The sequence below is a fragment of the Saccharibacillus endophyticus genome, assembly GCF_013185185.1.
Classification (GTDB): domain Bacteria; phylum Bacillota; class Bacilli; order Paenibacillales; family Paenibacillaceae; genus Saccharibacillus; species Saccharibacillus endophyticus.
Genome location: NZ_JAAZWE010000005.1, coordinates 96,515 through 115,940 on the forward strand (window position 1 = coordinate 96,515; position 19,426 = coordinate 115,940).

General features: G+C 55.2%; 15 protein-coding genes. 3 read left to right on the forward strand and 12 right to left on the reverse strand.

Annotated features, from left to right (window positions below):
• Window positions 1–28: 28 nt before the first annotated feature.
• The 11 genes from HRQ63_RS26230 to HRQ63_RS17915 all read right to left on the reverse strand — a co-directional run bounded on the left by HRQ63_RS26230 (window position 29) and on the right by HRQ63_RS17915 (window position 13,792).
• Window positions 29–2,218, reverse strand: a complete 2,190-nt coding sequence (locus tag HRQ63_RS26230; RefSeq protein WP_172246311.1) for a LuxR C-terminal-related transcriptional regulator — start codon at window positions 2,216–2,218, stop codon at window positions 29–31.
• A gap of 1 nt (window position 2,219) precedes the next feature.
• Window positions 2,220–2,465 (reverse strand): hypothetical protein, encoded by a 246-nt coding sequence (locus HRQ63_RS17870; protein WP_172246312.1) that lies wholly within the window; start codon window positions 2,463–2,465, stop codon window positions 2,220–2,222.
• Window positions 2,466–2,481: 16 nt separating this feature from the next.
• Window positions 2,482–3,927 (reverse strand): ATPase domain-containing protein, encoded by a 1,446-nt coding sequence (locus tag HRQ63_RS17875; protein WP_172246314.1) that lies wholly within the window; start codon window positions 3,925–3,927, stop codon window positions 2,482–2,484.
• A 150-nt stretch (window positions 3,928–4,077) separates the two neighbouring features.
• Window positions 4,078–5,787 carry a hypothetical protein gene (locus HRQ63_RS17880; protein WP_172246316.1) on the reverse strand — a complete coding sequence of 570 codons (1,710 nt, stop codon included), beginning with the start codon at window positions 5,785–5,787 and terminating at the stop codon, window positions 4,078–4,080.
• 1 nt (window position 5,788) lies between these two features.
• Window positions 5,789–6,604, reverse strand: a complete 816-nt coding sequence (locus tag HRQ63_RS17885; RefSeq protein ID WP_229714324.1) for an ABC transporter ATP-binding protein — start codon at window positions 6,602–6,604, stop codon at window positions 5,789–5,791.
• A 124-nt stretch (window positions 6,605–6,728) separates the two neighbouring features.
• Window positions 6,729–7,574: a hypothetical protein gene (locus HRQ63_RS17890; protein ID WP_172246318.1), complete on the reverse strand. Its 846-nt coding sequence runs from the start codon at window positions 7,572–7,574 to the stop codon at window positions 6,729–6,731.
• A 280-nt stretch (window positions 7,575–7,854) separates the two neighbouring features.
• Window positions 7,855–9,198 (reverse strand): MFS transporter, encoded by a 1,344-nt coding sequence (locus tag HRQ63_RS17895; protein WP_172246320.1) that lies wholly within the window; start codon window positions 9,196–9,198, stop codon window positions 7,855–7,857.
• Between the two features lie 106 nt (window positions 9,199–9,304).
• A complete protein-coding gene (locus tag HRQ63_RS17900) occupies window positions 9,305–10,480 on the reverse strand; it encodes a winged helix-turn-helix domain-containing protein (protein WP_172246322.1) in 1,176 nt (391 codons plus the stop codon).
• Window positions 10,481–10,617: 137 nt separating this feature from the next.
• Entirely contained in the window at window positions 10,618–11,445 is an 828-nt protein-coding gene (locus HRQ63_RS17905) for a carbohydrate ABC transporter permease (protein WP_172246324.1), read from the reverse strand.
• The gene (locus tag HRQ63_RS17910) at window positions 11,445–12,281 is read right to left on the reverse strand and encodes a carbohydrate ABC transporter permease (protein WP_172246893.1); all 837 of its coding nucleotides are present in this window, start codon (window positions 12,279–12,281) and stop codon (window positions 11,445–11,447) included. The genes HRQ63_RS17905 and HRQ63_RS17910 overlap by 1 nt, the downstream gene beginning before the upstream one ends.
• A gap of 272 nt (window positions 12,282–12,553) precedes the next feature.
• The gene (locus HRQ63_RS17915) at window positions 12,554–13,792 is read right to left on the reverse strand and encodes an ABC transporter substrate-binding protein (protein WP_172246326.1); all 1,239 of its coding nucleotides are present in this window, start codon (window positions 13,790–13,792) and stop codon (window positions 12,554–12,556) included.
• A 625-nt stretch (window positions 13,793–14,417) separates the two neighbouring features.
• On the opposite strand from HRQ63_RS17915, the gene HRQ63_RS17920 reads away from it, so the two are divergent.
• Window positions 14,418–15,224 (forward strand): alpha/beta fold hydrolase, encoded by an 807-nt coding sequence (locus HRQ63_RS17920; protein WP_172246328.1) that lies wholly within the window; start codon window positions 14,418–14,420, stop codon window positions 15,222–15,224.
• Between the two features lie 91 nt (window positions 15,225–15,315).
• Here HRQ63_RS17920 and HRQ63_RS17925 read toward each other — a convergent pair whose 3' ends face one another.
• Complete coding sequence (locus HRQ63_RS17925; protein WP_172246330.1) at window positions 15,316–16,269, reverse strand: 1,4-dihydroxy-2-naphthoate polyprenyltransferase; 954 nt, start codon at window positions 16,267–16,269, stop codon at window positions 15,316–15,318.
• 152 nt (window positions 16,270–16,421) lie between these two features.
• Between HRQ63_RS17925 and HRQ63_RS17930 the strand changes: the two genes are divergently transcribed.
• Together HRQ63_RS17930 and HRQ63_RS26380 are read left to right on the forward strand one after the other, a co-directional pair.
• Window positions 16,422–17,786 (forward strand): TrkH family potassium uptake protein, encoded by a 1,365-nt coding sequence (locus HRQ63_RS17930; RefSeq protein ID WP_172246331.1) that lies wholly within the window; start codon window positions 16,422–16,424, stop codon window positions 17,784–17,786.
• 784 nt (window positions 17,787–18,570) lie between these two features.
• Window positions 18,571–19,335, forward strand: coding sequence for an HNH endonuclease (locus HRQ63_RS26380; protein WP_371873256.1), 765 nt, complete (start codon window positions 18,571–18,573; stop codon window positions 19,333–19,335).
• Window positions 19,336–19,426 lie beyond the last annotated feature (91 nt).

Here is a 19,426-nt window from a genome sequence, read left to right on the forward strand (position 1 = left end):
CACGTTTCAAATTTTTCCCTTTGGGGTATCATCCGATTCCCCGATTGAACACTCTTGCAATAGCTTGCGCCCGGTCGCTTACGCTCATCTTATTGAAAATATTGGTCAAGTGATTTTTCACCGTATGCTCGCTGATGAACAACTTGGCCGCGATGTCCTTGTTGCTCGAAGCCCGAACGACCAACTCCAATACTTCTTTTTCCCGTTTGGATAGTCCGAATTCCTTGACGATAGCGTCGATTCCGCGTTCCTCCGCTTCGGCCGGATTGAAGGCGGCGGTAGAGCCGTCGGATAACACGACTTCGCTCTGCACCGTGTGGCGAACGGCCATGAATTTGCGGAAGTGGTTGAACAATTCGGGGGATACGCCCGTCAAATGCAACCGGCCTGCCGTCTCTTCATCCAGTTCCGCGAAGTACAGCACCGTCCGGAGAATCTGCGTATATCTGGAATAGGAAAAAGTTCCCGTCTGCCCCTCCGTGTCGAGCATGGCACGGTGTTCCTTGAGTACCGCCAACTCGTCGGCAAAAGCTTCGCCCAGCTCGCGCTTCGCGGCGTCATCGAGCACGGACAACATCGCGGACCGCTGTAACAGCGAGGCTTCCTCGTTCGTGATGCCTCCGTAACGGGCATACTCATCCAGCAGCCGCAGCGATAGATCCGTTTTCTTCCCCTGGTCGTCTTCGCCGGCCTTGGCAGACGAATACATCAGGCGAAGGAAGCGTTCATTTTGCAGGCTGAGCTGCTGCTGGTCATGTACCGATTGCAAAATGATGCTGCCCATCGTAGCCAACGCCAGCAGCACTTCACGGCACTCTTCCGCCTCCTGCTCGCTGCTAAGCGAGACGGCGAGGACGCCGCGGGTTTTGCCTGCGTACACGATCGGGTATTCGATCATCAATTGCCCTTCTTCGGTTTGCGACAACTCGAAGCCCAGCGAGTGCGAGCTTGGATTTTCTCGCAAAATGCGTTTGGCGACATCGCGTGCATACTGCTCCGCAAAGTCATTGGCAATGCCGCGCGAAACGATCTGCACCTTCTGGCCGTTCGCATTCTCGTGCACGATGATCGCCGAGGAAGGATTCCACACCAGGCTTAGGCTCATATCCACCAGCATGAACATGATCCGCTGCGTATTTTGAGCCGAAATCATGAAGCGGGTCACTTCCATCAGCGGGCGAAGCCGTTGAATTTGGCGCTCCATGCGTGCCTCGATCGTTCCGCTGGCGATATATTCGCCGACCAGCACGATTAACGTATCTTCAAACTCGCGCAGCAGGGAATCGACCTGAACCTTGGTTTTGCTGACAATGAACAAAATGCCCAATTGCTCGCCGCCCACGCGGACCGGAAAGCAGCGCAGTCCGTAAAATTCTCCGACTCCCCGCTGCTTTAGGAACAATGCCCTCGGATCGCGTTGGATATCCGTCCACTGCATCGGATTATCGCTCAGCGCGGCCTGGCCCAGAAATCCTTCGCCTTCGCGGAACTCTGCGTCCTGAAGCCCGGAGGCTCCTTCTCCGGCAACCTGGGCGATGCGATATTCGCCCGGTCCGATCTTTTGCGCATAACCCATCACGTCGGCGGCGCTGCTCAGCGTCATGAACTGCTCGAACGTATCGCTTACGGAAATGCGATCTTTGCGGGCCGTGGATAAAATGCCGCGCAGATCCGCGATCCGGTCCCGCACGTACGTCTCCCGGTACGCGGACCGAAGAATACGTTCGGCCGTCTCGGCCAATTTCCCGATCTTCTCGCGCCATACCTCGGCCTCTTCGGAAGATAATTCCTCCGCTTCGAGCACAAGGTCAAGCAGCAGCTTATGGCCTTCGTCGTACAGGCCCGAACCTGCCACTTCTTCTTCCAACAGGTCCTTCGTACCCGACTGAATCAGTACGCCGGCCAATACATAATAGACGGCATCCCCGGCTGGCGACCGAAAAGGAGCAATGATAAACTTGACGCCCGGCAGCCAAAGATCGCACAGGGCCGGCCGCGTGAGTCCTGCATAATGGCGCACTTCTTGCCAGAAGCGCTCTCTCGTTTCTCCGTTCGCTTCCACCAGCTTTTTGAAGAACGGATGATACGCGGACGGCTTAACCAGAGGACGACCTTCGCTATCCACGATCAGGATCGAAAGGTTCGTAAATTCCGCATAGGTATGTTGAATTTCTTCGACGGTTTTCTTGACATCCATTGCCCAGCTTTTCTCGATCATATTAATGGATCTCCACTTCGTTTTGAGTATAAGGGGTTTTGTACGAATAAATAGCCATGTTCCCTTCACCTCTTTTTTCCAGGATGGAGATTGCGGCCAAGCGATTTAATACGATGGCTAGAGGTTCAACGCCGCGCCCAAGTTTCTTGGCGAGTCCCCTTGCGGTCTCATAGGCGTAAGGGTTATTTTCGAAAAATACGGTACACTCCATCTGCAGCTTCAACAACTCCTGGTCCGAAATCGTCATCTTTCTCGTGAGCCCCCTATATCAGCCTAACATACGGTCTGTCTCTGATATTGTCGACAATATGGGGTGCCGACATGCGGCCGCCCGGGGATTTCGTGATCTGGAGATACTGATAACTGCCGTCCACCCAAGTGCGAATGACTCCGTTGGAAGCACGCTCAAGGAAGGAGGACGTCTCCAGTCCGATTTCCGTAAAGTTGGTCTGGCAGAGCACCGTTATGCCGGCCGCCCTGCAACGGGCCATCTCGTCTGCAAAATTGCGTTTGATGAATTCTCGCCCGCGCTCGGAAATGATCGTGTTCAAGTCGTAGTGGATAAACCACCGTTTGCCTTGAACCATCGTTTCGCGGAAATGCGGATTGATCGCTTCGTACACCTTCTTCTGGTACTCCTCGTTCGATAGGCGATCGACGTGGATCACGAGATTTTCGTATTCGCGCTCGACTTTGCGATGGTAGTGGTCGATGAAAAAGACCCTTTCCTCCGCCGCCGCCTCTTTCAGCGAAGCTCCGAACAATTCCAGCGTCTGCTCGATCGTCTCGACGGAACTTAATCCCGACAGCATGAACAATACGCAGTCTCCGCGTTTCAGTCTTTCGGCAAGAATCGAGTTCATCAGGTACTTGTAGTTGGCTTTGCTGTTGCTGTCCAGCATGAACGCGCTTCCCTGGGGAAGTCCGCCAAGCAGCAGTTCGTCCAGCGATTCGATCCCGGTACTCAGGCGTTCGACGCCGTCGCTCAGAATCTTGTCCTCCACCATGGACAATGCCGGCAGGATGCAAATGCCGTCCTTCATGAAGCGATAATGGTGTTCCCCTTCGACGATGCAGGTGCCGCGCATCTTGAGAATTTCAACCGTGCGCTTGCGGTACTTCTCCAGATGCTCGCGCAGCGACAAGCGAATAATGCCGTCGCAGACATAGTTCTCGAAAGGCGTGGAACGTCCTTCCGTCTCTCCGTACTCTCTCAGGAAAAAGGCCGTCAGGTCGAATTTGCGCATGATGTTGCGAATCGAATAAATCTGCTCTCGGCCGTCATTGCCTAGGCCCGCCAACGTACGGAACAAGCTAATGCTGTCGATCACGACGCGCTTGCAATCGATCTCGCGAATCAACTGTTCGAACAATCCGTCCGTTCGCATCATCTGATCCAGCAAAACATCCGGCTCCAAACAAATGATTCGAAGCTTGTTCTGCCGTTCCAATTCCCTCAAATCCCAGCCGAAGCCGGACATGTCGCGATAAATCTGTTCCGGAAGCTCTTCAAACGTAATATAAATGCCCGACTCCCCGTACTGCCTGGCCCCTTCAAGCAAGAACTGGATGCCTAACGTTGTTTTTCCGGTACCCGGATTCCCCTCCAAAATGATCGTTGTTCCGCGGGGAATCCCGCCGTTCAACAGCTCGTCAAGCCCCGGAACCCCTGTGTGTACGATATCGTGCATCAGCCCCGTCTCTTGCATAAGTTCCGTCGCCCCCTTGAAATCGAAGTGATTGGTGCTCTATGGTCTGTCTTTTTGAAAATAGGAAATTTCTCTTATCTTGATCTTACCCGATTCTATTAAGGTTTGAAATAGCTTTTCCATTTTTTCCATAGCGCTGTAAAAGATGTTTCATTTGTTCGTATGCAGGGTATCGCGCCAAGCCCATGTATTGAGCGCGATCGAAGCGGCAATCAGTCCCCAGACGCCGTAAACAGGCACCGCCGTGACCACCATGTAATGAATTCCGGCAAAAGCTCCCAGCAGCAGCATAACCCCCAGCACCTTCATTCCCCCACTCTGATCGGACGTCGGGAACGGCAGGGAAAAAGGCAGTTCACGTTCCGTGATCCGCAGCGTAAGGGGAAGCAGCGAAGCCGCAACCGCGGCGATCACGATCAAGTCGGGAACGATCCGAATGCCGAACATCACCGTGAAGATTACAGCTTCGATCATGAACAAAGGGAAGAACAATCGCGCAAAAGAGGCTTTCAACGTTGCCCGGTATACCGATCCCAAGCGTTCGATCGGCGCGGAGGCATAAATCCAACTTCCTTTGAAGCTGCCCGAAAACTTAAGTGTCAGAACAAGTGTAGGAATCATGATCGCGCAGGAATAGAGGTTCAGATAAGCCAATCCGTTCGCGTAATCGATCGACGATAAGCCTTCGCCGGCAGTGGCGAAAGAAAACAGAAAGATGAACGGAACCGCGAGCGAAAATCCGAGCGAAGGGTAGACTTTGAGCTTGAACTCCCGCTCTCTGGCCAACATCGCCGAGGCAAATACGTAGAATGCCCGCTCTTCTTTGCTTCGGCATAACAGATTCGCCAGCAAGCGGTTGAGGCGGCTCGTCGACTTGCGCCCTCCGCCGGATGTACCGCCGCTCAGCTTTTCGAGACTGCGCTCGAACGCGGGAATGAATCGGAAGAAAATCACCGCGCCGATCAAAGGAACGATAAGTCCCATCAGCGCAGGAATGATATAGAGCGGCTCGCCGCGTCCGTTCAGCAACCACTCGAATCCGGCGCTGTACCACAGGGGCGGCACGGCCAACTCCCACCAGCCGGGATGAAATTCATCGGAGATCCGCGACATGTCCATGGCTCGAATCGCAACCTGATAGCCGATCAACATGAAGAGCGTCATCGCGATCTGCACGTAGTTGATCATATCTTTCAGCGTCTCGCCGTCGAACAATTTGAGGACCGCCAAGTAGACGAATGCCGTGAAGACGGCAACCAGCAAACCGCCGAGCACAAAAGAGAGCAATAGCAGCAGGCCGAAGGCCGGTCCGTTTTTGACTATGCCGACCGCGATCGGAACGATGCCTAACGCCAGCGCGAACTGCGTGAAGTAAATCAGGATATGCAAGGTTTTCGCCATGCCGAGCGTACGGGCGTCCACCGGCTTCGTATGCAGAATCGGCTTATCCCGCACATCAAGCATGACCGATGAAAAATCCGACAGCATGGCGGTCATCATGATGAACAGCAGCACCGCCAGAATAAGCCCCGCTTGAAAGAAGTAGGTCCCTCCCGCCAACATGAACAAGGAAGAAATCGCTCCGTATAATCCGTAAAAAAACAAACTGCGGCGCAATCCCCCGTCCGTATCTTCCGCCGTTTCCTTCGGCTTCAAAGAGCTGCCGCCCTTGCGCCCCGATCCAAATTCCATCGAACCGGACTTCGACGCGCGAAATAAAGCGGCTACGCCCGTCGTGCGCCGCCGATCCAGCGTAAGCTTAAGGGCAAGGATGCGGCGCATGATCGGGTAATCGATGCCCATTCGTCCGAACAACGGCTGAATTCGATCCAAAGCGCGCAGGATGCGAGGTTCGCCCATATCAGCGTTCCTCCAAAGCCGTGACCAGCCGTTCGGCAATGATCCGGTGGTCATGGAAGTCCGTGAGTTGGTTGAACAACTCCTCCAGCGACTTTTCCCCGCCTCTGGCGCGAAGTTCTTCGAAGCTTCCGTCCGCCGCCACGCGGCCTCCGCTCAGCAGCACGATCCGGCTGCTGATCTTCTCCACGACATCCATGATATGCGAGGAGTAAAAGATCGTTTTCCCGCGCGAAGCCAACAATTCCAGCAGTTCCTTGATCACCATCACGCTGTTCGCGTCCAGACCGCTCAGCGGTTCGTCCAGGAAAATCAGATCCGGATCATGCAGCAGGCTTGAAGCCAGCAGCACCTTCTGCTTCATCCCTTTCGAATACGAGGATACGCGGGAATCGATAGCATGGCTCAAACCGAACCCGTCCATCAGAGCCTTCGCTTTGCGCTCGGCGGATTCCGGTGCCAGTCCGTACAATTCGCCTGTAAAAGTCAAATATTCGCGTGCGGTCAAGCTGTCATAAAGCTCTGCCGTTTCCGGCACATAGCCGATACGGCGCTTATACTCGGTACCCGCTTCTTTGATGTCCTGTCCGAATAAACGAACTTCGCCCGTGTAGCCTTTTACCAGTCCCAGCATAATCTTGATCGTCGTGCTCTTCCCTGCCCCGTTGGGGCCTATGTATCCGATGATCTGCTTCGGACGCGCTTCCAGGTCAACTCCGTTCAGCACGTATCGTCCGTCGTAGTTCATGCGCAAATCGCGAATCGATAATACGGCTTCTTCCCGCTCCCGGCTTGCTGCCTCGACATTCATTGCTTCCATGGATTCTTCGTCTCCTTGTTCCGGCGGGTCAAGCCGCCTTACCGGCGGCAGCCGCGCGTTGTCGTCAGGAGGGACGTCCGCTGTGCGCGTACAGACTATTCAAGTGTATTCATGCCTATCATCTTCAGCGGTATTCATCGTAAGGAGTAAACACGGCCGTCCCGGCCTGCAATACATTGTTCTTATACGTATACTCAAGCTTAAGGTCTCCGATAAATTCCGATGTGCCTACGATCACGCCGGCAGTCACCGTTAATTTTCCGTTTTCGACCTGGTAACGGATGATGCTCCCGATCCCTGCCCCGTCGCCTCGATGCGCTTTTTCCGTCAAAATCAGATCCTTCGCAATAACCGTGGACACGCCTGCGGCTTCAACCAACAGGGAACCGTCCGCCTGCTCCGAAGAACGGAACTGCTTCCGCAAAGCAACCTCCCCGTCTTCAATCGGCAGCCGATTCAAATCGGACGTGTACACAACGGCTTCATTGATAAAAACGCCTGTTCCGTAACCTTGCGTCAGCAGGACGATAATGTCCGGTTCCGCTCCTTCCGTCAGATTTGCCCGGGCAAACTCCGGCGCGTAACTGGTGTTGCTTCCGATCGCTTTTCCGGGAAGATAGACCTCGCTGCCGTCGGCGCGCAGACGCAGATTGTCCCACATGCCGTCTCGATCTTCCATACCCGTAACCGACAACGTGCCGTCTTCGGACGTCGCAATCAGACCGCTTCGGTCACTCACGTTCATGATGCGGTTTTTCGAATCGTAGCTGAGCTTGCGGTCGAACAACTCTTCAGCCAAGCTGAACGGAATCATAACCTGTCCTTCCACGACGTGGGGCGAGGCTTCGGTCACGACTTCGGTGCCGTCCCGGTACACTTTGATCGGAGCGGCGGCCGACGCCGTAAGAGCAGCGGCGGCAACGGAAAGACAAACCAGGACAGAGACGGCAAGGCGGCGTGTGTTTTTCATGAATAAATGTCCTCATTTCGTTCCCGAAGGATATATGGAATTAAAAGGGCTTATCGCGAAGCACCTATATGTTCATCGGTTCACATAACATGTCAGTTTCAAAAAAGCAGCGTTGTTTATAGGGAAAAACCCTCTATCTTCTAGCTTAAAACATTCTGGCGATTTTTCCAGATAAAAAGTTGTAACCCTGTATTACAGTTCCATGACAAAAGCCCCTTTTCTTCTGAAAAGGGGTGAAAAGACTCATTTTTCACGACGAAAACCGAACATTGAAGTCCAATCAAGCACTTCGAGCCTGTTCATCGGACTTCGGCGACGATGAGACAGGCCACAATTTCCGCCCGAAGAGCAGTCCGATCAGTCCGAGCACGAATACCAACAGACCGACTGCGGCAAAAACTTCGCCCGGCCCCCACCGTTGAACGAGCAATCCGCCAAGCGGAGGAGCCGCAATCATGACGCCTCCAAGCACGGTACTTTGAATCCCGAAGACCCGACCCGTCAGTTCCGGCGGCGTTTCCTGTTGAAGCGCATGGTTGAACGTGATCATGAACAATCCGTTCCCCATGCCCAACAGAAGTCCGGTTACCAATAATGCGTAGATCGGCGCGCCTACCGGCAGTAAACCGATTACCAGAACGGACAAGCCCAACAAGGCATAACTTCCTCCCAACTTGATCGCCCAACCTGCACGACGGAGTCGCTCAAAACGCATATTCGCGGCCGCGACGCCTGCCGCGGCCGCTCCGGAAGACGCCAACAGCCAGCCGATCGCCGTTTCGTTATCGGGAGCGATACGGCGGAACAAGCTAACGAATTGAAAATCGATCGTCTGAATCGCCAACATGCCGAGCAGCGCGAATAACATGAGGTTGCGCAGAACCGGCGTCCGCCTTACAAACGCCCAACCTTCGCGCAGCATTGCTCCGGTGCGAGGCTTTTGCTCAAGAGATACCGCTTTGTTGCCCTCCATCTGCTGTTCGCTGACGGCCTCCTTCGGTACGGTGCGCAAAATAACGTAAGAGAACAGACGAACGATCGCGTTTACCGCAATGCATGCCTGGGGCGAAAGCAGCGCCAAGACGGCGGCTCCCATCAACGGCCCTGCGATTCTCGACAGCTGCCCCACCAGCCCGTTCAATGAAGTGGCATCCAACAACTGCTCTTCACTTACCACCCGGCGTGTCAGCGCTTGCTGAGCCGGTACGTTAAATACGCCCAGCGCAGCACGTACCGTCAACAGCGGCAGCAACCACAGGATATTCGGCACGAACAAAATCGCAACCGTCGCCAGCGCAGTCAACAGGTCGCAGACCCGCATCAATCTCAGCTTGTCCAGGCGATCCGCCGCCGCTCCCGCTGCCGCCCCGAACAATAACCCGGGTACAGCCATGCACACAGGGACTAAGGCAATTTCCAACGGACTCGCCTGCCATCGGTATCCGATTAATACCTGGATCGCGATCGCATCGAACCAATCCCCGAACACCGCCAGACTGTACGCCGTAAACGTTCGCCCGAATACCGGATGCCGAAGCAGCGACGCGCGCCTCTTTTGACCGGATTGCCCATTCTCGACTTGCTCATGCAGAGCCTTTTCGCCCTGCTCCCGCGACTTCCCCATTCCCGTTCATCCCTTCTCCGTCAGCATAACGCCGAGCTTCGTCTTGAATCGGATTCAGTCTACGCGGGAATTGTCAGAGGTTTATCAGAGAGTCATGGATGTTGCGTTATGTTTGATTCGAAACTTCGAACTCCAAACGATCCAAATGCCGTTCAATCGTTCCGATCAGTCGCGGGAGCAGCTGACTAAGCCCAAAGCGTTCATATTCAGCCTCCAGAATCGCCGAGTATTTCCGTTCGATCCTGCTGCCCGGCATGCTTTTGCGCAAAATGCCGCGAACGCGCAGCAAAGCAAGCAGTCGATGAGGCGCAAAGCCCGAGCGTTCGAACGTGTCCAATCCTTCTTGCAGCAGTTCTTCTCCTTGCGCGGAATATCCGGCCGACAGCAGACGGACTCCTTCGATCATGCGATATCCGGCCAACTCGCGCAGATGCGTCTCGCGTTCCAGCAGAGTCGCGATTTTCGCGGATTGCGCGGCGAGCACCGTTTCCGATTCTCCGGCCAGCAGTTCCACGTACAATCGGCTGACTTCAAGCGGAATCACGAAACCGTCCAACCCTTGCTCCGCTGCCGTTCGCACGCCCAAGTCCAACGTCGATAACGCCTCCTGAATCCGGCCTTCCGACGCATACAGATCCGCGATATTCAGAATCTCCATCTCCCGATGCCCGTCGCTATGCATGGCACGCAGCCGCAGAGCCCTTTCGCACAATGCGGTTTTCGGTCCGGTCGAATCCGCGCACATATGGAATAGCAGCAGCCAATAAAAGCGCTCCTCCATCGGCACTTCGTCCGCATCCAGGAACCAACGCAGATCCCCTTCCACGAAATGCATATACAGCCGGTAAAAAGAGTCCAATTCAAACCCCAGTTCCCGACGCTGCCCGGCCAGCGCCAACATGGCGTGCCCCCGGCCCAACCGATGATAGCGCGCAAACACGCCGTTCATGGCCTCCTGCACCGCCGGATCATGCAGAGAAGGCGCCTCCTGATCGACGGAAGGACGCAGGGTCAGCCCGTAACCGACGCCCCGGATCGTCTCGATCGACGGCCCTCCGATCTTTTTCAACTTTTTCCGAAGCCGATAAACGTGATCGTCCACCGTACGGTCTACGGGATACTCGCCGGCCCACACCCGGTCAAGCAGCTGCTCGCGGCTGAAGACATGGTTCGCGTTCCGATGCAAATAACGCAGCAGCGCATATTCCTTGGCCAGCAGCGCCACGACCCGGTCTCCGTATTGTACTTCCAGCCGTTCATCGTTGAATGCCATCGTCGGCATACTCATTCCTCCCTTGGATCGGGCCGATTCATCTTGTGTGATTATTATAGCGCACGTCAAAAAGAAACGCTCGAAGCGCCGCAGTGCGACGTTCGAGCGTTTCTTTTTCCGATTCGTACGCGGATTGCCCGGATTCCTTATTTCACCGCACCCTGCGTGACGCCGTTGATGATCCATTTCTGCGCGAACAGATAGATGACCACCATCGGCAGCATCGCCAGCAGGTACGAAGCGAACGCCAGGTTGAATTCGGTGTTGAACTGTCCCTGGAACACGTACTGCACCAGCGGCAGCGTGTACTGCGACTGATCGCTGATAATGACGAGCGGCAGCAGGAAGTCGTTGTACGTGGACAAACAGATCAGGATCCCCACCGTAGCGTTGATCGGCGCCATCAGCGGGAAAATGATGCGCACGAACGTCCCGAACGTGCCGGTCCCGTCCACCGTCGCCGCTTCTTCCAGATCGATCGGGATGGAGCGGATATAGCCGACGTAGATGAACACGTTGAACGCCAGCCCGTACACGGTATGCAGAATGATCAGGCCGAACAGATTGGTCATGCCGAACGAAGCCGTCAGTTTGACGATCGGCAGCATGATGATCGGAAACGGAATGAACATGGCGCTGATGAAGTAAAAGTAAAGCCCTTTGAAAAACTTGCTTTTTCCCATATTGCGGGCGACCGCGTAAGCGACGAGCGAATTGCTGAGGATGGTCAGCACGACGGTGGAGATCGTCACGATCGCACTGTTGCCGAGCGCTTGGAAAAAGTTCGTCATCTCGATCGCTTTGGCGAAGTTTTCGAACCGCAGATTCGTCGGCAAGCCGAAGATCGAGTTCAGCATATCGTTTTGGTTTTTGAGCGCGATGGTGACGGCCATGTACAGCGGGAACAGAATAAAGATCGTCCCGAGCGCAATCAGGATCATCGCGACCCAGTTGGTGCGTTTGCGGCTTTTCATTACATATCCGTCTCCCTTCTTTGCAAGTATCGGATCTGCACGATCGAGATCACGGCGATAACGATAAAGTAAATGACGGAGTTGGCCGACTGATACGCGAACTCGCCGCCTTCGAAGCCGCCCGTGTAGATCAGGTGCGAGATCGACTGCGTGGCGCGGCCCGGCCCGCCGTTGGTGAGCGCGACGATCAGGTCGAACACCATCAACGCGTTTTTCATGGCGAGAACCATATTAATCGTGAAAAACGGAGCGATAAGCGGGAACGTGATTTTCCAGAATTCCTGCCATTTGTTCGCGCCGTCGAGTCCGGAAGCTTCGTAAAGCTGCGTCGGAATCGTTTGCAAACCGGACAGGTACAAAATGGTGTTCAGCGCGATGCCCTGCCAGACGGCGACGAACACGACGCCGATCCAGGCCATCGTCTGGCTGCCGAGCAGGTTGGTCGAAAGCCATTCCCAGCCGAGGTTTTCGCCCCAGACCGTGAATACGTTGGAGAACAGGTAATTGAATATGTAGCCGACGATCAGAACGCTCAGGATATTCGGCAGGAAGTAGACGCCCCGGAAAAAGTTCCGGGCTTTGATGCTGGCGTTCAGTCCCATCGCGATCAGCAAGCTGAGCACGTTGATGACGATGGTGACGACGACGGCGAATTTGAACGTGAACCAGTAGGCGTTGCCCACGTTGTCGTCCTGGAACAGGTAATAGTAGTTTTTGAAGCCGACGAACTCGTAGGTTTTGGCGAATCCGTTCCAGTTGGTGAAGGAATAGAACACCCCCTGCAAGGCCGGAAACGTATGGAAAACGAAAAACAGCAGCAGGGCGGGTATGGTCATCCAGTAAAAGGCGGCTTTTCTTTTGGCCACGTTAATCCTCCTTTTCGACGGTTTTGAGGCGCTGCGGATGCGTGGGTGGCGCTCCGGGCGGGGAATCCCTACGATCGCTGTCTCGATCCGATTTTTTGATTGAACTTGTATAAGGTGAAAATCGGATCTCGAAGGCGAGCGCTGCGCTTCTTCGAGATTCCCCGCCCTCCGCTTACGCTCGCGCGTCGGAGTTACGGTTTGGGTTTAGGGTAGGGCAGGCGGCCTTGTAGCTAGCCCGCCGTTTACGATCTTCGGTTCGCGACTTTGGTCCATTCGCTGTCGAGGCGCTTCAGGAAAGCGTCGACGTCGCCGCGCTGCAGGAATTCCTGTACGAGGGAATTGAGCTGCACGGCGGCGGGGATGTAGTGGTCGGCGAAGTCGACCAAGCGGCCGGATTCGAAGAAAGGCTGCAGTTCCGACAGGGCCGGGTCTTCTTGGTCGATGCCTTCGACGGCGGAAAAAGCGGTTTGTTCCTGGATGTATTGCGAGATGTTCGGTTCGTCGAGCAGGAAATCGATGAACTTAAGCGATTCTTCGCGGTGCTCGGTGCTTTCGGCTACGGCGAGCAGCGTGTCCACGCCGGAGACCAGATTGTTGGACTCGGCGTCGTCGCCGGTCGGGGTCGCGAAGAAGCCGAGGTCGATATCGGCATTGGCTTTGCGGATTTCGGGAATCGCCCAAGTGCCTTGAATGTACATGGCGGCTTCTCCGTTGGCGAAAGCGCGGTTGCCGTCGGCGTAGGTGCGGCCGAAGTTATCGTTCGTTCCGTACGGCAGCACGGCGAGCGCTTTTTCCGCGACTTCGCGCATGACCGGATCTTCGAACGTGACCTGATCGTCGCGGCGCTGGAGGAAGAAGTCGATGCCCGCGATGTTCGGCGCGAGCGCATTGAACAGCAGGTTGGTCGTCCAGTCGTCTTTATACGTCAGATAGAACGGGGTGATTCCGGCATCTTGAAGCTTCTGCGCCGTATCCATCAGCTCGTCCCAAGTCTTCGGAACTTCGAGATTTTGCTCTTTGAAAATGGTGCGGTTATACATGATCCCGTCGGCGTTGGCCGCATACGGAATACCGGTGATCGCTTCCTCTCCCGTCAGGTCCGTCAGCATGGTCATATAGCGCGGATTAATGCCGTCCAATACGGATTCTCCGGTCAGGTCGGCGAAGATTTCGCTTTGGCCCAGCACGGAGTACGTATCGGTCGCGCCCATGCCGATCACGTCGGGCACGTCTTCTTTGACGACCCGGGTCATGAGTACCGTTTCCGCGTCCGGCGGATTCGTTTGCGTGACGACGATATTCGGATTCTCCTCGTTGAACTTGGCGATGAGCCGATCGAAAGAGTCTTTGGCTTCCGGTTTGTTTTGGAAAAACTCGATATGTACTTTCCCGTCGGCCGACTCTCCGTTTGCGCAGGCCGTCAGCGTCAGCAGCGCGCCCAGTAGGCATGCGGCTCCCAGCAGTCTGCTCCATTTTGCCATATAATGCGCCTCCCTGCGTTTTGGTGCGCCTTCTCGCAAGCCGGGACATGTACGCAAATGTTTCGGAGCGTGCGCTTGCGAAGCGCACGCATTCGAAAGGTTCCAGCGTTTACGTCTACGACCGGCGAGGCGGCGCACGGTTTTGATTGTCCTTTGGGCAGCAGCGGCAGCTTCCTTCCGGAAGCCTGGCCATCCTTATGCTCGCCCGTCCGCTTAACAATACCCTTGAAGAAGCAGGATCGAATCTGCTTGTAAAACGCTTTCGGAAAAGGATAAGACGCAAATCCTTGCGGGACGCGAAGAGAGCAGGCATAAATTTTTTTTGGTATTTCGGCTTCTTGCGTCTTATAAAAAGCAAAATTTTATCTGTCCGAAATGCGAATCGGACGCACCGATTCGCACTCTTTTTTTCTTGCGTCTCTTTTCGTATCCATAAGTTGAAGGCGTTTCTCCTGATGTTTTTCCGAAACCTTTTTCGTAGGCTCGCCTTGAAAGAATGACGCAATTGAATTTTTTTAAATCCCAGTTGTTTACAGCGATTCGTTTTTAAAATATGGGTAATAAGGGCTAGTTCAAACGTGAAGCAAACATCATGCGACAGACAACTTTGAGGAGGCTTTCTAACATGGGAAAATACATTGAAGTAGAATCCGGAGTCAATATTTACGTAGAGGACGTAGGTCAAGGGCGTCCGGTGATCTTCCTGCACGGATGGCCGCTCGACTCCCGGATGTTCGAATATCAGTATATGCGCCTGCCGGCTCAAGGCTTCCGCTGCATCGGCATCGACGCGCGCGGCTTCGGCAAATCCGATGCGCCGTGGGACGGCTACACGTACGACCGTTACGCCGACGACGTCCGCGCCGTCATCGACGCTTTGGGCATCGATGACGCGATTCTGGTCGGTTTCTCGATGGGCGGCGCAACAGCGGTCCGTTACGCGGCCCGGCACCAGGGACACGGCATCTCCAAGCTTCTCCTGCTCGGTGCGGCAGCGCCAAGCTTCACCGTCCGCGACGGCGTACCCGACGCGATGACCGTCGAAGAACTGAACGAGCAAATCATCCAGCCGACACTCGAAGACCGTCCGAAGATGGTCACTTCGTTCGGCAAAATGCTGACGCACAAAAAACCTAGCGCGTCATCAAGCGCCTGGGTCGAAATGGTCGCTTTCCAATCTTCCGCCGTCGGCACGCTGCGCGCCGCCGAAATGCTGCGCGACGAAGACCTGCGCGGCGACCTGGCGAAAATCACCGTCCCGACCGCGATCTTCCACGGCGAAAAAGACGAAATCTGCCCGTACGGCCTGGCCCAAGCCATGCACGCCGGCATCGCGACGTCGCATATCGTAACGTTCGAGAAGAGCGGACACGCCATGATGATGGACGAACCGGAAAAATTCAATGAAGAACTTGTTGCGTTTTTGCGATAAAATCGTGAAAACCGAAAGAGAACTCGCTGATTCTCTCCCCTATACAAAGACATAAAGACCGACTGCCATTGGCAGTCGGTCTTTATCTTTTTCAATGCACAAGCAGTGCCCCCGCCGCGATCACGACCACCCGCACCCCCGTAAGCAGCACGAAATTCTTCACCGCAAACACGAAAGTACGACGCTTCGACGGGTCCTGCGAAAAGGCTCGGATATTTTTCCGCAACGGGATCAGCGTCGCCAGAATCGGCAAAAGCAGCAGCGGATGCACGCCGAGCCACAGCAGCACGAACATATCCAGATACGATACATAGTAGATCGCCGCGAACAACTTGAGCGCGCCCGCGCGCCCGATGTAGACCGGCAGCGTATAGCGGCTATTCTCCACGTCTTCTTCCATGTCGCTGATATTATTGGCGAGCATGATATTGGCAATGCTCGCCACGGCAGGCACAGACACCGACAGAATCAGCAAAACTTCCAGCCCGTTCACATGCAGGTCGAACCAGCCCTCCGCATATTCCAATGAAGCAATCGTATCGGGCGGCACCTGGATGTAGGTCGCGACGAACGTGATCACGAATCCCATGAACAAGCCGGAGAACAGCTCGCCGAGCGGCATCCGGGAGATCGGAATCGGTCCGAACGAATACAGGATGCCCACTCCGAAGGAAAGGAATCCAAGCAGCAGCACCAATGGTCCGGCTTCGAACACCAATAAAATTCCTGCTGTCACAGCCGTGGCGAACAGCAGTACAATAAGCAATACGACGACCCATTGCTTAAAGCCGTGCTTGACGATCGCATTATGCTCTTCGTAGCCGTAACCGTGGGTGCGCACGGCTTTGCGGTAATCGTAATAATTGTTCATGGCGGTGACCACCAGATCGAACGACAGCAATGACACGAGCATCAACAGGGCATGCAGCGGTCGAAATTCGCCGAATCGCAGCAAGGCATACACGGTCCCTAATGCAAAAGGCAGCATGCTGGCGACTTTGGTACGGATCTCGACCAGGTCGAGGAAACTTCGAAACGTCGGCATAAGAGCTCCTTTCCCTTTTTCCAATCTCCAAATCTTAGCACGGAAATCCAGGGTCGTCACCGGTTCAACACACCGAGTTCTTTACTTTGACACACGCCGGTAATACAATGAATCGGAAATCCCATTTCTATCCTATAACGCGAGGACTTAAGATGTTCAAACCTGTAAAAAGCCGAAATCCGCTGCTCAGACTCAATCCTCCCCAAGTGTTGGCCGTCGGATTCCTTATCATGATTTTGGCCGGTTCCGGCCTGCTTTATCTTCCGGCAGCGTCCAGCTCCGGCGAGTCCATGCCTTATCTCGACGCCGTGTTCATGGCGGCTTCCGCAACCTGCGTCACCGGACTGTCCGTGCTGAATCCCGGCGTTGACCTGACTACATTCGGCCAGTTGGTCATTATCGGGCTCGTTCAGGTGGGCGGTCTGGGCTTTATGACCGTCGCTACGCTGATTGCCTTGGTGTTCCGCCGCCGGATCACGTTCCGCGAGCGTCTGATCCTTCAGGAAACGCTGAGTCAACATTCCACCGAAGGCATCATTCGTCTCATCCGCAAAGTCATGCTGTATGCCTTGGTTATCGAAACGGTCGGAGCGTTACTGCTGTTTACTCGTTTTGCCTTTGAAATGCCGCTGGGCCAGGCTGCCTACTTCGGCGCTTTTCATAGCATTTCTATTTTCAATAACGCCGGGTTCGACCTGTTCGGAGCCATCGAGGGACGGGCCGGCAGTCTGATGCATTACGTGGACGATCCGTTTGTCAATCTGATTGCCATGCCCATGATTTTGCTTGGCGGCATCGGCTTTATCGTGATTGCCGACTTGCTCGATTTCCCTCAAAAACGTAAGCTGTCCCTGCATAGCAAGGTCGTTTTAGCCATGACCGGATTGCTTGTCGTCGTGGGGGCGGTCGTCATTTTCATTTTCGAATTCTCGAATCCGGCCACGTTGAAATCGCTCGATACGTCAGGCAAAATATTCGCTTCCGTCTTCCAGTCGATCACCTCGCGCTCGGCGGGCATGATGACGCTGGATATCGCAGGGATGCGCCAGGCCACGCAGTTTTTCATGGTCATTATGATGTTCATCGGCGCGGCTCCGGGATCGGCAGGCGGCGGGATCAAGGTGACGACCTTCGCGATCTTGATCGGTGCCGTTTGGGCCATGATACGCGGCAAGCAGGATATCGTCTTTTTCCGCTATCGAATCGGTTCGGACCGGGTATATAAAGCAATTACCTTCTCGCTGCTCTCGTTCCTCTTGATCGTCGTTGCCGCCATGATCTTGTCCGCGACCGAAAACTTTTCGTTCCTGGGCATTCTATTCGAGACGACTTCTGCTTACGCAACCGCCGGGATCTCGATGGGATTGACCTCTCAACTCACGCCGTTCGGTCAGTTTATGATTATCATGCTGATGTTCGTCGGCCGTCTCGGCCCGATCACGTTGGCCTTCACGTTAACGCCGCGAATGGATAATGAACCGTTCCGTTATCCGGAAGGCAAAGTCACGATCGGTTAATCCATGCGAACGTCCACCAAATATGCTTCACGAAACAGGAAAGAGGATCGTACCCATGAGACGCAAACGAAACCAAAGCAACTCTTCAAAGCCTAGATCCGAAACCATTGTCGCTCCCTCCTCCTCCGACACGTCGAACGAAACCGGACAATCTATACCGGATGCACAGACAGCGAATGCACGTACATCCGAATCTTCCGTAGAACAACGGGACCGCTCCGTGCAAAATCCATCGCAGCCGCCGCGCAGCGGGCGCAAGCGTCGTCGACGCAAAAAAAACGCTTCGCCGACGAGCACGGCTCAAGCTGCGGAACAGGCAGCGGACTCCGAAGAAACGGCTTTGACCTCCGTCGGGCAGGCTGATGCCCTATCCGCATCGGAAACAGAGCCAACCGCCAATCATCGGAAACGCAAACGACGACGCCGAAAAAAAAGTTCAGCGCCCGCAGCAGTCGATACCGATTCCGTTCAACGCTTCGGCAATCCGCCTTTTCCGCTGCCGGAAGCCCAAGTGAAGGCTTCGGCAAGCGAAGAGACAGCCTCGGCAGAGCCCGACTCCAAACCGCGGAAGCGACGGCGGAAGCGAAGACAAGGCGGAGCCGCCAAATCGGCACCTCAACATACCGTTGAAGCTGCGCCGAGACCTAAAGTCGTATGGCCGGACCCCAAGCCGTCCAATCGTACAGCTGCAGCGGACAATCGTTTGGCATACGCTCCGGAATTGATGACCGAGCCGGAGCCGGCACCGAAACCTTTTCCCGATCAAGACGAAGCTTCGGCATCTATCACGATTGAAGACCATTCGACGCATGCCTCCGAATCCGTTACGGTCAAGGCATGTCTGTATTGCGGAGAAACGAAGCCGCTGGGCGACTTCCTGCGTCGAACAGGCAAGAAGTCCGGACATGAATCGCGGCGCGGTGCCTGCCGGGACTGTCGCAAGCGCAGAAGATCAGCAAGGCTTGCCGATGACGAGATCGCTTCGGACCCGCTGCCTCTGCCGCTGGCGGCCGGACCCGCCCTATCCTTGGACTCGGAAGAAGAGTCGCTCGAGGCGATTCCCAAGCGCCGATTCCGTCGTCCTCCGCCGGAACCTCCGGAGGGTGCCCTGCTGGAACCGACGCGCGAAGCCGAGCTGCGCACGACCAAGCAGGGAACGGTACGCATGCGCGGCCGAACCGACAAAGGGCGCCGCTGGCAGCAGGAGACCGATCTGGAAATGGCACGCTGCCTCGTTCGGGAACATGCGGCCGTCGTCGTGAATCGGTTTACGATTCGTCGGCTTTACACGAACCGTTCCTTCCGTCGTTACATTCTGGAGCGCGATCGCTACACCTGCCACTTCTGCGGCGAATACGGCGATACGATCGACCATCTGCTGCCGCGCGCGAAAGGCGGACATACGACGCCGCTCAACTGCGTCTGCGCCTGCATGCTATGCAACCAGAACAAAGCCGACCGGGATCTGGATGAATTCATGGAAGACGCCGAGCCGCTGGATGATCTGCCTGCGGATCGCGGATTCGAACGACGCCCTATCGAGCAGTGATTGGCGTTTTTCCATTATCCGTATCAAAAAGACCTTTCCGTCACAGCCGCCATCGGCATGTTGACCGGAAAGGTCTTTTTTCATACAAGAA